Here is a 14,234-nt window from a genome sequence, read left to right as displayed (position 1 = left end):
GCGACGTGGCTGTGTCTGAGATAACCCTCGCCGCCGAGCAGCACGTGACCGCTGTCACCTCCCAGGCCAGCGGGGCGGTCTTGTCCAACGCCTGGTTGCTGATCGCGTTTCCGCTGGTCGGCGCCGCCATTCTGCTGCTGGGCGGTCGGCGCACCGACAGCTGGGGCCACTGGCTGGGCACCGCCCTGCCCCTGGCGAGCTTCGGCTGGGCGGTCGCGGCCCTGTTCGAGATCCTGGCCGCCGCACCCGAGGAGCGCAGCTTCGCGGTGCCCGTCTACACCTGGTTCTCCGCGGGCGGGTTCGACGCCGAGGTGGGGCTGCTGCTGGATCCCCTCTCGATCAGCTTCGCACTGCTGATCACCGGTGTCGGCTCGCTCATCCACATCTACTCGGTGGGCTACATGGCCCACGACGAGCGGCGGCGGCGGTTCTTCGCCTACCTGAACCTGTTCGTCGCGGCGATGCTCGTGCTTGTGCTCGCCGACAACTTCGTGCTGCTGTTCCTGGGCTGGGAAGGGGTCGGCCTGGCCTCCTACCTGCTGATCGGGTTCTGGCAGCACAAGGACTCCGCGGCGGTCGCCGCGAAGAAGGCGTTCCTGGTCAACCGCGTCGGCGATATGGGTCTGCTGATCGCGGTCATGATCATGTTCACCACCTTCGGCACCGTCGCCTTCAGCGGCGTCTTCGACGCCGTCGGCCAGGCGGGCGCAGGGACGGTCACCGCGATCGGCCTGCTGCTGCTCCTGGGCGCCTGCGGCAAGTCCGCCCAGCTGCCGCTGCAGTCGTGGCTGCTGGACGCCATGGAGGGCCCCACGCCGGTCTCGGCGCTCATCCACGCCGCGACCATGGTCACCGCCGGCGTCTACCTGATCGTGCGCGCCGGTCCGGTCTTCGAGGCCGCGCCCGCCGCCCAGGCGACCGTCGCCGTGGTCGGCGCCGCGACCCTGCTGGCCGGTGCGGTCATCGGGTGCGCCAAGGACGACATCAAGAAGGCGCTGGCCGGCTCCACCATGAGCCAGATCGGCTACATGACCCTGGCGGCCGGACTCGGGCCGATCGGCTACGCCGCCGCCATCGCCCACCTGATCACGCACGGCTTCTTCAAGGCCGGGCTGTTCCTCGGCGCCGGCTCGGTCATGCACGGCATGAACGACGAGGTCGACATGCGCCGCTACGGCGGCCTGCGCAAGGCCATGCCCGTCACCTTCGCCACGTTCGGGCTCGGCTACCTGGCCATCATCGGGTTCCCGCTGCTGTCGGGGTGGTGGACCAAGGAGGGCATCATCGAGGCCGCGTTCGCCTCCGGCGGATCGGTGGGCATCGGACTCGGCGTGGCCGCCCTGGTGGGTGCCGGGCTGACCGCGTTCTACATGACCCGCGTGATGATCCTGACCTTCTTCGGCGAGCGCCGCTGGGCCGAGGACGCGCACCCGCACGAATCGCCCCGCTCCATGACGGCGCCGATGATCGTGCTGGCCGCGGGCTCGGTGGTCCTCGGCGCGGTCCTGGTGTTCGGCTACCGCTTCGCGCACTTCCTGGAGCCCGCCGTCGGCGCGCCCGAGGAAGCCCACGAGTTCCACTTGGCCGCCATGTTCACCAGCCCGTCGAGCCTGGCGGCACTGGGCATGCTGGTGGTCGGCGCGGCCGTGGCGTGGTTCATGTACGGCCGGCGCGAGGTGCCCGCCACCGCGCCCGAGCCCGGCCCGGTCACCGCCTTCGCCCGCAACGAGCTTTACGGAAACGCCCTCAACGAAGGGCTGCTCATGCGCCCGGGGCAAGCCGTCACCGCGGCGCTGTCGGCCTTCGACACCAAGGTGGTCGACGGCCTGGTCAACGGGGTCGGCACGAGCGTGCGCGACAGTTCCCGAGGGCTGCGCGGCGCGCAGACGGGCTTCGCCCGCACCTATGCGCTGACGATGCTGTTCGGCGCCGCCATCGTCGTCGCAACGCTGGCTGTGAGGTTCTAGATGACCGACTTCCCCTGGCTCACCCTCGCCATCGCGCTGCCCGCCGTGGGCGCCGCGGCGGTGGCGTCGCTTCCGCGCGAGCGGATCGAGACCGCCAAGCGTGTGACGCTGGGCGCCACCGTGGCGACCCTGCTGGTCGTCGCGGTGATGGCCGCGCAGTTCACCCCCGCCGGCGCCGAGCGTCTGCAGTTCACCGAGGTCTACCCGTGGATCCCGCGCTTCGGGGTCAACTACGCGGTCGGGGTCGACGGCATCGCGCTCGTCCTGATCCTGATGTCGGCGGTGCTGGTGCCGCTGGTGGTGCTTGCGGCGTGGCGCGAGAACGACGACACTCCGGACGGCGGCAAGGGCTACTTCGCGCTGATCCTCCTCCTCGAAGCGATGATGATCGGCGTGTTCGCGGCAGCCGACGTCTTCCTGTTCTACGTCTTCTTCGAGGCCATGCTGATCCCGGTCTACTTCATGATCGGGCGCTACGGCCGCGGGGATCAGCGGCGCGCCGCCGCGGTCAAGTTCCTGCTGTTCAGCCTGCTGGGCGGGCTGCTGATGCTGGTGTCGGTCATCGGCGTCTACGTCTACGGCGGCACGTTCCTGTGGAGCGAGCTGGTCGGCTCCGAGAGCGCACTGGCCGGGATCGACCCGATGACCGCGCGCTGGCTGTTCCTCGGCTTCTTCGTGGCGTTCGCGATCAAGGCGCCGATGTGGCCCGTGCACAGCTGGCTGCCCGCGGCGGCCGGCTCCTCGCGCCCGGGAACCGCGGTGCTGCTCGTGGGCGTTCTGGACAAGGTCGGCACCTACGGGATGCTGCGCTACTGCCTGGAGATGTTCCCCGGAGCCGCAACCTGGTTCATCTGGCCCGTGGTGGTGCTCAGCCTGGTCAGCATCGTCTACGGCGCGATCCTGGCGATCGCCCAGAGCGACATGATGCGGCTGATCGCCTACACCTCGGTGTCGCACTTCGGGTTCATCACCTTGGGTGTGTTCGTCATGACCTCCCAGGGGCAGTCGGGCGCGGCGCTGTACATGGTCAACCACGGCTTCGCCACCGGAGCGCTGTTCCTGGTGGTCGGCTTCCTCGTCGCACGCCAGGGCTCCACGGCGATCGCCGACTACCGCGGTGTGCAGAGCAGGGCTCCGGTGCTGGCCGGGGTGTTCCTGGTGTCCGGTCTCGCGGGGCTGGCGCTGCCGGGCCTGTCCCCCTTCGTCAGCGAGTTCCTGGTGTTCATCGGCACCTACGCCTTCCACCCCGTCCCGGCGATCATCGCCTCCATCGGCGTGGTGCTCGCCGCGCTCTACATCCTGTGGATGTACCAGCGCACCATGACCGGTCCGCTGCCCGAAGGGCTGTCGCGCCTGCGCGACCTGTCCCCCAGGGAGACCCTGGCCGTCGCGCCGCTGATCGCGCTGCTGGTGGTCTTCGGGGTGTACCCGCAGCCGCTGCTGGACGTCGTCAACCCCGCCGTCGAGGCGACCATGCAGTCCGTCGGCGCCACCGATCCCGAACCGGCGATCGGAGAGGCGGAGACGACGGCGGAAGGGGATCACGAGTGAGCCCGACGAGCAAGCGGAGTGGCCGGCGCCGAGGCGGGGCCGGTGTGTGCCGTCCGCGTAGAGCGCGAGGAGCGGTGAGCGAGTGGGGGGCTCGTGTGAGCCCGACGAGCAAGCGGAGTGGCCGGCGCCGAGGCGGGGCCGGTGTGTGCCGTCCGCGTAGCGCGCGAGGAGCGGTGAGCGAGTGGGGGGCTCGTGTGAGCCCGACGAGCAAGCGGAGTGGCCGGCGCCGATGCGGGGCCGGTGTGTGCCGTCCGCGTAGCGCGCGAGGAGCGGCGATCGAGATGAAGGAGCACGCATGATGTCGTCCGCGCAGCTGATGGCGGCTCCGGCCATCACTCAGAACCCGCCGGAGATCGACTACTGGCTGCTTTCGCCGATGCTGGTGGTCTTCGGCGCCGCTGTCATCGGGGTGCTGATCGAGGCGTTCGTTCCCACGGCCCGGCGCCGCGCGGTCCAGCTCGGTCTGGCGCTGGCCGCCGTGGGAGCGGCGTTCGTGCTCACCATCCTGATCACCGGCTCGCTCCCCGAGGGCGAGGCGGGCGTGGGCGTCGCCTTCGGCAGCGTCGCCGTGGACCCCGTATCGGTGTTCCTCCAAGGCACCGTGCTGGTCCTCGGCTTCATCAGCCTGCTGCTGATCGCGGAGAACCGCAGCGGCGAGAGCGCGTTCGCCGCGCAGGCCGCCGCGGTGCCCGGCAGCGAGGAGGAGCGCGAACACGTGATGGCCGGCTCCCAGCACACCGAGGTCTACCCGCTGGTGCTGTTCGCCCTGCTGGGCATGCAGCTGTTCCCGGCCGCCGGCGACTTTCTGACCATGTTCGTCGCCCTGGAGGTCATGAGCCTGCCGCTGTACCTGCTGTGCGGGCTCGCCCGCCGGCGCCGGCTGTTCTCCCAGGAGGCGGCCGTGAAGTACTTCCTGCTCGGCTCGTTCTCCTCGGCGTTCTTCCTGTTCGGCATCGCCATGATCTACGGCTACGCCGGGTCGGTGAGCTTCGCCGAGGTCGCCGCTGCCGTCGACGAGGGCGGCGGGCCCCTGTTCCCCGACGGCGGCGGGCGACCGCTGCTGCTGCTGGGGATCGGGATGGTCGCCGTCGGCCTGCTGTTCAAGGTCGGCGCGGTCCCCTTCCACAACTGGAAGCCCGACGTCTACCAGGGCGCTCCCACCCCCATCACCGCGCTGATGGCCTCCTGCACCCTCGTCGCGGCCTTCGGCGCGCTGCTGCGGGTCTTCTACGTCCCCTTCGGCCCCTCCGCGGCCGACTGGGCGCCGATGCTGTGGGTGGTGGCCGTCCTGACGATGGTGGTGGCGGCGGTGATCGCGGTGACCCAGCGCGACATCAAGCGGCTGCTGGCCTACTCCTCGGTCGTCCACGCCGGGTTCGTGCTGACCGCGGTCGTGGCGGCCAGCCCCGAGGGCCTGGCCGGCGCGATGTTCTACCTGGCGGCCTACGGGTTCACCACCATCGGCGCCTTCGCCGTGGTCACCCTGGTGCGCACGCACGAGAACGGCCCCGAGGCCAACGAGCTGTCGCAGTGGGCCGGATTGGGCCGCACCTCGCCCCTGCTGGCGGGGTCGCTGGCGCTGTTCCTGCTGGCCTTCGCCGGCATCCCGCTGACGAGCGGCTTCATCGGCAAGTTCGCGGTGTTCGAGGCCGCCATGGCCGCGGGGGCGACCCCGCTGGTGGTGGTCGGCGTGCTCAGCAGCGCGGTGACGGCGTTCTTCTACGTCCGTATCATCGTGCTGATGTTCTTCACCGAGCCGGCCGAGGGCGGCCCGATCGTCGTGCGCGCCGGTGCGTTCACCGGTTCCGCGATCGCCATCGGGGTAGCGGCCACGTTCCTGCTCGGCGTCTTCCCCTCGCCGGTTCTGGACAACCTGGTTCCCCAGCCGGGGCAGCAGCAGAGCGAGTCCCTGTTGTCGGCGGTCGAGGGCGAACGGTAGCCGCTGCCACGCGGTGGGTGGCTTTGGCAGCCGATTCAGGGTCAGATAACTTGGCTAGTCGGTTTTGTTCATCCCGAGAGCGCGCGATACGTCCGGTTTCGGAGGTATCGCGCGCCTGCTGACGTGTGGAGCTTCCAGGTGAGCGGTGCTGTCCCGAGCGATTTCCTCGCTCTGCCGAGTATCGACGCGGGTCTCGCCAAGGAGGTCCAGGAAGCTCTGGACGACGTCGAGAATCTGCTGCGCGAGTCGGTGTCCGCCAGCGACCCGCTGATCACCGAGGCGGCCTCGCACCTGCTCTCGGCCGGCGGGAAGCGGTTCCGCGCCACGCTCGTGCTGCTCGCGTCGCACTTGGGCGACCCGACGGCCCCCGAGCTGGTGCGCGCGGCGGCTGTGGTCGAACTCACCCACGTCGCCACGCTCTACCACGACGACGTGATGGACGAGGCCAAGCTGCGTCGCGGCGAGCCCAGCGCCAACCAGCGCTGGGGCAACAGCGTCGCCATCCTCACCGGCGACTACGTGTTCGCGCGCGCTTCGGAGATCCTGGCCGATCTGGGCACCGACGCGGTGCGGATGCAGGCGCGCACCTTCGGGCGGCTGGTCCAGGGCCAGATCCTGGAGACCGCGGGACCCCAGGAAGGCGGCGACCCGCTTGAGCACTACCTGCGGGTCATCTCCGACAAGACCGCGTCGCTGATCGCCTCCGCCGCCGAGTTCGGCGCGATGTTCTCCGGCGCCGGGCCGCAGATCACCCGCACGATCACCCGCGCCTGCGACGCGCTGGGAATGGCCTTCCAGCTGGCCGACGACATCCTGGACGTGACCGGCACCTCCAGCGAGTCGGGCAAGGTGCCGGGCACCGACCTGCGCGAAGGCGTGCTGACCCTGCCGATGCTGTATGCGCTGCGCCCTGCCGAGGGCGGCGGCGCGGACGGGCGGCTGCGCGAACTGCTGGGGCGTCCGCTCGACGACGCCGAGACCGAGGAGGCGCTGTCGCTGCTGCGTTCCCACGCGGCCATCGACGAGGCACGGGCCACCACTCGCCAGTGGGCCGACCAGGCGCGCGCGGAGCTGGCCACGCTGCCGCAGGGCCGACCGCGCGAGGCGTTCGAGGCACTGTGCGACTACGCGGTGCTGCGCAGCGGTTGACCGGGCTGACCGCACGCCCACGCCGCCGCGCTCCTCCCGAGCTCGGCTAAAGCGCGGGGAACGAATCGGTCATCGGGCGGCAAGGTCGCCCTAGGTGCCGCATGCCCCCCTTCACCTGCGGGAATCTGCCGATTGGCGGCCCCGGTGCGCCCCGAGCGCTCCGGGCGCGGCCGTACAGGCTCGCAGGCGATACGGGGGGAAGTGAGTCGCCGTGGCAACGACGGAGACCCAGCGGCTGATCGGGCACCGCCTGGTCGACAAGGACGGCGCGGCCGTCGGCAAGATCGGGCAGGTCTTCTTCGACGACCAGACCGATGTGGCGAAGTGGATCACCGTGCGCACAGGCCTGTTCGGCTCGCGCGAGAACCTCGTGCCGCTGGTGGGTGCGGAGATGGCCTACGACTCGCTGCAGGTGCCCTGGTCGCGCAACAAGATCAAGGGCGCGCCGAGCTTCGACGTCGACCAGCACATCTCGGCGGAGCAGGAGGACCGGGTCTACGCCCACTACGGCCTGAACCCCGAGATCCCCGGCCAGCGCATCCCCGAGCAGGCCGCCCGCCCGCGCGGCCGGCACGCGCGCCCCGAGCCCGAGGAGTCCCAGCCGACCGGCGGCCCTGCCGGGGACGCGGACGAGCAGCCGCAGCAGGGCGACCCGCGGACGGCGGCTCGGTCCGGGGTCGCCGCGCAGCAGACCGAGCCGCAGCCGATCTGGGAGCCCTCCGGCGAACGTCCCCAGCCGGGGGAGGCCGAGGCCGACCGGATGTGGGAGGGCGCCGGTGAGTACCCGCAGGACCGCCGCGGCGACGGAGCCTGAGGGCCGCCGCCGAAAGGCGGTGCCTACGCCTTCGGGTCGGTCGTCGGCTCCACGGCCCCGTCCGGCCGCTCGGGCGGCGCGGCGCCCCGGCGGCCGCCCGCCGCGCGCTGCGCACCGGCGTTGTGCCGCAGCATGTCGGTGACGAACACCACAAGCGCACACCACACGATTCCGAAGCCGAACCACCGGCTGGGCGGCATCTGTTCGTTGAACAGCAGCCAGGCGAACAGGAACTGCATCACCGGAACGATGAACTGCAGCAGCCCCAGCATGCTCAGGGGGATGCGGCTGGCGGCGGCGCCGAACGCCAGCAGCGGCAAGGCGGTGACGACCCCCGAGCCCACCAGCGCGGCGGTGTGCCAGGGCGAAACGCCGACGAACGTGCCCGCACCGGTGGCCTGCAGGAACAGGATGTAGCCGCTGGCCGGAAGGAACAGCAGCAGGGTCTCGGCCGTGAGGCTCTCCACCCCGTCCAGTCCGATGAGCTTCTTCAGCGCGCCGTAGGTGGCGAAGGAGAACGCCATCCCCAGCGACAGCCACGGCACGCCGCCGTAGGCCACGCTCAGCACCGCGACGGCCGCCGCGCCGAGCACCACCGCGGCCACCTGAGCGCGGCGCAGCCGTTCGGCGAAGAACAGCACGCCCACGAGCACGCTGACCAGCGGGTTGATGAAGTAGCCCAGCGCCGCCTGGCTGGTCTGGCCGCTGTTGACGGTGTAGACGAACAGTCCCCAGTTCACCGAGATCACCGCGGCGGCCCCGGCGAGCATCGCCAGTCGGCGCGGTCGGCGCAGCAGCGGCAGGAGCCACCGCCAGTGCGAGCGCAGGGCGAGCAGCGCCAGCACGGTCAGCAGCGACCACACCATGCGGTGGGCGATCACCTCACTGGCCCCGGCGGCGGACACGAGCGGCCAGTAGAGGGTCGACAGACCCCACATCAGGTACGCGCCGGCTCCCAGGAGCACACCGCGGTCGGATTCAGGCACGCGGGCAAGCGTAAGCCACGATTCATCCCATGACTATTCGGTTCCATTCCCGATCGGCGGCGACCGCCCAGGACGGCCCTTGGCCCGGGAGGTAGCCTGGAGACATGTTCGGGAAGCAGATGTCCATGGTCACTCCGGAGCAGGCCCTGCCCGGCAGGGACGCCCCGATGCCGGTGCCCCGGCGGCACGAGGTGCTCGGCACCTCCCTGGCCCCGCCCTACCCCGACGGCAGCGAGATCGCCGAGTTCGGCATGGGCTGCTTCTGGGGCGCCGAGCGCGCGTTCTGGGAGATCGGCGCCGGCAACGGCATCATCACCACGGCCGTGGGCTACGCCGGCGGCTACACTCCCAACCCCACCTACGAAGAGGTGTGCAGCGGCAGGACGGGCCACACCGAGGCCGTCCGCGTCGTCTTCGACCCCCGCACCGTCTCCTACATCGACCTGCTCAAGGTCTTCTGGGAGAACCACGACCCCACCCAGGGCATGCGCCAGGGCAACGACATGGGCACCCAGTACCGCTCGGCGATCCTCTTCCACGGCGAGGCCCAGAAGGAAGCCGCGGAGTCCTCCCGCGACGCCTTCCAGCAGGTCCTGACGAACGCGGGCTACGGCGCGATCACCACCGAGATCGCCCCGGCCGGCCCGTTCTACTTCGCTGAGGGCTACCACCAGCAGTACCTCTCCGACGCCAAGAACCCCAACGGCTACTGCGGCCTCGGCGAAACCGGAGCCACCTGCCCGATCGGCGTCGCGACCTCGGATGATGCATCTTCAGGGAGCCCGGTCGAGTAGTACGTCCGAGTACACGCGAGTACGTCCGCGCATGCTCGAATGATGGCTGAGTGATGGCTCAGCCATCATTCGACGATGTTGGGCCATCAGGCGTAAGCACCCAGCACCCGGAATCGGGCTGTGCAGTAGAGGGGCGGCCGCAGCTGCTATCAGGCGGTGGGTTGCCTGGATGCTGTGGGGCGGGTCGTGCCTCCCGGCCAGGCAGCTTTCCCCGGTTCGGTGCTAGGTGGACCTCTGCCTCTCGGGTGCTTCCCAGCGGGCCCTTGCGCTACCTGGCGGGCGGGTCCCTGTTCGTCCGTCCGAGCCGGCACGCGCCGGCAAGGCACGTTCTCCGGCTGTCGCCGAGGACAAGCGAGATGAGCATCCTTTTTTCGACGGCCACACGCCTCAGGTGCGTGTAGGCCGGTCTCTGCGATGCCCTGCGTGCGCAGATTCTTTATGGCCAGCTGTCACAAGGTGACTGCTTTCGCTCTTCCTCTGTCGAGGATGGAAGGACGCGAAGCGGCTTCTGGCAGACGAAGATGGGCGTGGGCGTAAGGAAGAGCAGAGGGCTGATCGGTTCATCCGCGGGGCCACCAAGCTCGTGGTCTGCGGGGTCGCTGTGATCGCTGCGAGCGTTTCCTATCGGCACGCATACGCTGTGGTCACGGATTATGGGGAGAGCGGGGCCACCGCGATCATCCCCTTGACGATAGACGGCCTGGTTCATGCGGCGTCGATGGTGGTTCTCCACTCGGCGAGAGTGGGCGTGAAATCTCCTCCGCTGGCTTGGATACCGCTGTGGCTGGGGATCACGGCGACCTTGCCGTACATCGGGGGTCGGCCCTCTCGGTCGGGACATCGACATCCATGCCGTTCATTCAGATGATTCATCATCTGAACTAGGGTTTCCTTTGATGGCGCGCCGGAAAATTCCGAACCCGGAGCCTGTGCGTCCAAGCGAGAGGGGCGCCAACGTGAAGTTGACTCATCATCTACTATCTGAATGACGGTCAATCACTACCGGGATCCGCGCCGAGCCGGGGACGCAAGGCTCCACCTCGGGACGTACCCGACCCAGGAGATGCAGCGAAGGAAGTGAGCACCGGTGACCAGCCCTTCGACGACGAACTGGCCGAGCCTGCGGGTCTCGGACTGGACCCCCACCCGCGACACCGTGCACATGTGGACCCAGATCGTGGGCAAAATCCGCATGGCCCACACCCCGCTGGTCAACCACTGGTGGCAGGTGACCCTCTACCTCAGCCCGCGCGGACTGACGACCTCCGCCATCCCGTACCGCACGGGATCCTTCGAGATCGAGTTCGACTTCCTCGGCCACCGGCTCGATATCCGCAGCAGTGACGGCGGCGTGCGTAGCCTCCCGCTGCGTCCGATGCCGGTCGCCGAGTTCTACGCCCGGACCCTGGAGATGCTCGACCAGCTCGGGATCGAGGCACCGATCCGGCCGCAGCCCAACGAGGTCGATCCGGCGATCCCCTTCGCCGAGGACCACGAGCACGCCTCCTACGACGCCGAATCCGCTACCCTGTTCTGGCGTCAGCTGCTGCAGGCCGACCGGGTGATCGGCGAGTTCCGGTCGCACTTCGTCGGCAAGGTCAGCCCGGTGCACTTCTTCTGGGGAGCGATGGACCTCGCCTGCACCCGCTTCTCGGGGCGGTCGGCTCCGCCGCACCCGGGCGGAGCTCCCAACTGCGGGGACTGGGTCATGGTCGAGGGCTACTCCCGGGAACTGTCCAGCTGCGGGTTCTGGCCCGGCGGCGGCGAGGAGGGTGCCTTCTACTCCTACGCCTACCCCGCGCCCGACGGCTTCGCCGACCAGCCGGTCGGCCCCGAGGGCGCGTACTACAGCCCCGAGTTCCAGCAGTTCCTGCTGCCCTATGAGGCCGCCCGCACCGCGCCCGACCCCGATCGGGCGGTCGCCGAGTTCCTCCGCACCACCTACGAAGCCGCCGCGAATCTCGGGCGCTGGGACCGCACCGCCCTGGAGGACGATCCCCTCCGGTGGCACGGAGCGCCTGAGGCTTCAGGAAACGCCCCTGCCGCTGCGGGAGACGACGGAGCCTGACCCGGGCCGACCCTGATGACGGAATCCGCCGGGAACCGGTCGGACCACGTGCCGCCCTCGCCCATGCCTCGCTGCTCGCCGCCCGCGACGCCGAGGACACCTCCCCGGCAAGTGACGAGGCGCGATGACGAACGCGCGCGGCGAATCCTCGTCCCCGCTCGCAAGGGCCCGCCGGGGTCGTGTCCGTGCCCGAATCCGTGAATCAGGCCGTGCCCGTGAAGCAGGAAGAGCACCGCATTGTGACCAACACAGAGACCCGTCCGGACACTCTCGTGTGCAGCGACGGCGGCCTCCCCGGTCCCCTGGCCGCGTGTGAGGGCGGCGTTCCGGTCGAGACCATCACCGCCCGTTCCGTCCCCCTGGGCGGACCGCGCGCGATCGCCGTGCGCCGCACCCTGCCGCAGCGGCAGCGCTCTCTGATCGGAGCGTGGTGTTTCGTCGACCACTTCGGGCCCCACGACGTGGCGGCCACCGGCGGAATGGACGTGGCCCCGCACCCGCACACGGGGCTGCAGACCGTCAGTTGGCTGTTCGACGGCGCCATCGCGCACAACGACTCCGGAGGGAACGCCGTCACCATCCTTCCCGGGCAGATGAACCTGATGACGGCGGGAGCGGGGATCTGCCACTCCGAGACCTCCACCCCGGACGCGGCCCGGCTCCACGGGGTGCAGCTCTGGGTCGCCCTGCCCGACGAAGTCCGGCACCGCCCGGAGCGGGGGTTCGAGCACTACGTCCCCGAGCCGTTCGAATTCGACGCGGGCTCGGCGCTCGTGTTCCTCGGTTCGTTGCTCGGCTCGCGTTCCCCGGTGCGCATGTACACGCCGCTGCTGGGGGCCGAGCTCAGGCTGCGCCCCGGCGGTGTGCTCGACCTGCCGGTCGATCCCGAATTCGAGCACGGCCTGCTGGTGGACACGGGTGAGCACGTCACGCTCGAAGGCGTACACGTGCCCAAGGACGCCATGGGCTACACCGGGGTGGGGGCTCAGGCCCTGCGTCTGGCCAACGAGGGCGACCAACCGGCCAGGCTCGTGCTCTTGGGAGGCGCCCCCTTCGGCGAGGAGGTCCTCATGTGGTGGAACTTCCTGGGCCGCACGACGGAGGAGATCAGACGCTACCGGGAAGAATGGCAGAACCACGGCGAGCGGTTCGGTCGGGTGGAGGGCTACGTCGGGCACGGGGGCCCGGGCCGGAACCGTGAGGGGATGTCGCGGATCCCGGCCCCGGAGCTGCCGCCGGTGCAGATGCGCCCCAGGAAGAACCCGCCGCCCCATGCACAGTTCGACGGCTGACCGATCCCACGTGTGCGAGTCCTGTCCGGAGCCGGGAACGGCCTGGGTCGGGGCCGGCCGCCTCCACCGCACCCACCACCGACCGGGCCGAACACCGGGCCCGCCGAAAAGCAGAAGAGGTGTCCGACATGAGCGACCAGCACACGGACAGGACCGGTGCTCCCGTGTCCATCGTGCTCGACCGGAATCGCGCCATCAGCGCCTACACCGTGAGTGTGGACGAGGGAACCCTCGCCGGACGCGCGGACTTCGTCGACCCGCGCCAGGCGTCCGACGAGCGCGTCTTCTTCCACACCGAGGTCGCTTCGGAGTTCGGCGGCCGGGGCCTGGCCGGACTGCTCGTCCGGGAGGCGCTGGCCGACAGCATCCGCGAGAACCTCACCGTCGTGCCCGTGTGCCCGTTGTTCGCCAAGTACCTGAAGGAACACGGCGACGGGTACAAGGCCGAGGGCGGACGGTTCCGTCGACCGAGACCGGCCGACCTCGCCCTGGTCAAGGAGACGGTCGAGAATGCGGGTGAGGCGTGAACGCGGAGCGCCCTTACATCGAAACGATCAACAGCGGGCGGGCTCGAGCCGGCGGAGTCCCTGACCGTGATCGATCCGACCATCGACCGGCAGTCCGTCAACGCCCGTGCGGCCGCCCATCTGACCACCGCCCGAATCTTCGCGGCGGAGTGGGCCGTCGCTACAGCACAGTCCGGCGACAAGCTGGTCGTCGGACTGTGGGGATCCGGACGGGTTGGGGGATCGGCCGCCTGGGCGGCCGGTGAACGGCTGACCGTTAGCCGAGGAAGTCGAGGAGTGTGGAGTTCACCTCGTCGGCGTGCGTCCAGAGCAGCCCGTGCGGGGCGTTCTCGATCTCCACGTACCGCGCCTGGGGCAAAAGCTTGTGGAAGCGGCGTGCCGTGGCGTCGATGGGCAGGATGTTGTCCGCGGTGCCGTGCAGGATCAGAGCCGGCTTGCCGCTGGCACGGACCGCCTCGACATCGGCACGGAAGTCCTCGATCCAGGAGGAGACGACCGCGTAGGCTGCCACCGGAGCGCTGGAGACCGCCACGTTCCAACTGTTGGTGACCGCCTCCTGGCTGATCCTGACGCCGAGGGTCTGGTCGAGGTTGTAGAAGTCGGCGAAGAACTGCGTGTACCAGGCGTAGCGGTCCTCCCTGGCCGCGGCCTCGATGCCGTCGAAGACGTCCTGCGGCACCCCTTCGGGGTTGTCGTCGCGAACGACCAGAAAGGGTTCCAGCGCGGCCAGGAAGGCGAGCTTGGCGACCCGCTCGTGGCCGTATCGGGACACGTAGCGGGCGAGTTCGCCGGTGCCCATCGAGAATCCGACGAGGACGACGTCGCGCAGACCGAGGGTGTTGAGCAGGGTGTCCAGGTCGGCGGCGAAGGTGTCGTAGTCGTAGCCGGAGCCGACCTTGGACGACTTGCCGAAACCGCGCCGATCGTAGGTGATGACGCGATATCCGGCCGCGAGCAGTTCCCGCGTCTGGCGCTCCCAGCTGTGACCGTTCAGCGGGTACCCGTGGATGAGCACGACGGGCTGGCCCGTGCCCTGGTCCTCGTAGTAGATCTCGACCGGGGCGCTGTTCTCGTTTCCGACAGTGACGTAACCCATGATCTGCCTTCTCTCTCAGCGTTCGGATTTCGCGGCGGCAGTGCGTGTTCG

General features: G+C 69.7%; 12 protein-coding genes. 10 read left to right on the top strand and 2 right to left on the bottom strand.

The genetic code is table 11. From position 1 onward, the window contains the following. The first annotated feature begins 20 nt into the window (after window positions 1-20). The 5 genes from nuoL (at window position 21) to LP52_RS26740 (ending at window position 7,420) form a co-directional block, all read left to right on the top strand. Window positions 21-1,967 carry an NADH-quinone oxidoreductase subunit L gene (gene nuoL, locus LP52_RS17420; protein WP_052809969.1) on the top strand — a complete coding sequence of 649 codons (1,947 nt, stop codon included), beginning with the start codon at window positions 21-23 and terminating at the stop codon, window positions 1,965-1,967. Next, window positions 1,968-3,518, top strand: coding sequence for an NADH-quinone oxidoreductase subunit M (locus LP52_RS17415; protein WP_040275009.1), 1,551 nt, complete (start codon window positions 1,968-1,970; stop codon window positions 3,516-3,518). Window positions 3,519-3,813: 295 nt separating this feature from the next. Next, complete coding sequence (nuoN, locus tag LP52_RS17410; protein ID WP_052809961.1) at window positions 3,814-5,457, top strand: NADH-quinone oxidoreductase subunit NuoN; 1,644 nt, start codon at window positions 3,814-3,816, stop codon at window positions 5,455-5,457. Between the two features lie 138 nt (window positions 5,458-5,595). Then, window positions 5,596-6,606 (top strand): polyprenyl synthetase family protein, encoded by a 1,011-nt coding sequence (locus LP52_RS17405; protein ID WP_040275008.1) that lies wholly within the window; start codon window positions 5,596-5,598, stop codon window positions 6,604-6,606. A gap of 211 nt (window positions 6,607-6,817) precedes the next feature. Then, window positions 6,818-7,420: a PRC-barrel domain-containing protein gene (locus tag LP52_RS26740; RefSeq protein ID WP_238580961.1), complete on the top strand. Its 603-nt coding sequence runs from the start codon at window positions 6,818-6,820 to the stop codon at window positions 7,418-7,420. A gap of 23 nt (window positions 7,421-7,443) precedes the next feature. Here the strand turns inward: LP52_RS26740 and rarD are convergent, their stop codons facing one another. Then, window positions 7,444-8,406, bottom strand: a complete 963-nt coding sequence (rarD, locus tag LP52_RS17395; RefSeq protein ID WP_052809960.1) for an EamA family transporter RarD — start codon at window positions 8,404-8,406, stop codon at window positions 7,444-7,446. Between the two features lie 104 nt (window positions 8,407-8,510). Here rarD and msrA point away from each other — a divergent pair, with 104 nt between their 5' ends. From msrA to LP52_RS17375, 5 genes are all read left to right on the top strand, one after another. After that, the gene (msrA, locus tag LP52_RS17390; protein WP_040275006.1) at window positions 8,511-9,200 is read left to right on the top strand and encodes a peptide-methionine (S)-S-oxide reductase MsrA; all 690 of its coding nucleotides are present in this window, start codon (window positions 8,511-8,513) and stop codon (window positions 9,198-9,200) included. A 583-nt stretch (window positions 9,201-9,783) separates the two neighbouring features. Further along, window positions 9,784-10,068, top strand: coding sequence for a DUF2637 domain-containing protein (locus LP52_RS26735; protein WP_274518823.1), 285 nt, complete (start codon window positions 9,784-9,786; stop codon window positions 10,066-10,068). Between the two features lie 219 nt (window positions 10,069-10,287). Continuing rightward, on the top strand, window positions 10,288-11,268 hold the full coding sequence (locus LP52_RS17385; protein ID WP_052809959.1) for a DUF5996 family protein: 981 nt from the start codon (window positions 10,288-10,290) through the stop codon (window positions 11,266-11,268). A 239-nt stretch (window positions 11,269-11,507) separates the two neighbouring features. After that, window positions 11,508-12,560, top strand: a complete 1,053-nt coding sequence (locus LP52_RS17380; protein WP_040275005.1) for a pirin family protein — start codon at window positions 11,508-11,510, stop codon at window positions 12,558-12,560. A gap of 128 nt (window positions 12,561-12,688) precedes the next feature. Next, window positions 12,689-13,087 (top strand): GNAT family N-acetyltransferase, encoded by a 399-nt coding sequence (locus LP52_RS17375; RefSeq protein WP_040275003.1) that lies wholly within the window; start codon window positions 12,689-12,691, stop codon window positions 13,085-13,087. A 256-nt stretch (window positions 13,088-13,343) separates the two neighbouring features. Here LP52_RS17375 and LP52_RS17370 read toward each other — a convergent pair whose 3' ends face one another. Further along, on the bottom strand, window positions 13,344-14,183 hold the full coding sequence (locus tag LP52_RS17370; RefSeq protein WP_040275001.1) for an alpha/beta fold hydrolase: 840 nt from the start codon (window positions 14,181-14,183) through the stop codon (window positions 13,344-13,346). Between the last annotated feature and the right edge of the window lie 51 nt (window positions 14,184-14,234).

The organism is Streptomonospora alba (assembly GCF_000826685.1).
GTDB classification, from domain to species: domain Bacteria; phylum Actinomycetota; class Actinomycetes; order Streptosporangiales; family Streptosporangiaceae; genus Streptomonospora; species Streptomonospora alba.
The sequence above is the reverse complement of the archived record's forward strand: the minus strand, read 5'-3'. Positions and strand labels throughout refer to the sequence as shown.

Excerpts from the sequence above, each read along its gene's own strand:
- LP52_RS17415 (WP_040275009.1), top strand. The coding sequence starts at position 1,968 with ATGACCGACTTCCCCTGGCTCACCCTCGCCATCGCGCTGCCCGCCGTG.
- nuoN (WP_052809961.1), top strand. The coding sequence starts at position 3,814 with ATGATGTCGTCCGCGCAGCTGATGGCGGCTCCGGCCATCACTCAGAAC.
- msrA (WP_040275006.1), top strand. The coding sequence starts at position 8,511 with ATGTTCGGGAAGCAGATGTCCATGGTCACTCCGGAGCAGGCCCTGCCC.
- LP52_RS17375 (WP_040275003.1), top strand. The coding sequence starts at position 12,689 with ATGAGCGACCAGCACACGGACAGGACCGGTGCTCCCGTGTCCATCGTG.
- LP52_RS17370 (WP_040275001.1), bottom strand. The coding sequence starts at position 14,183 with ATGGGTTACGTCACTGTCGGAAACGAGAACAGCGCCCCGGTCGAGATC.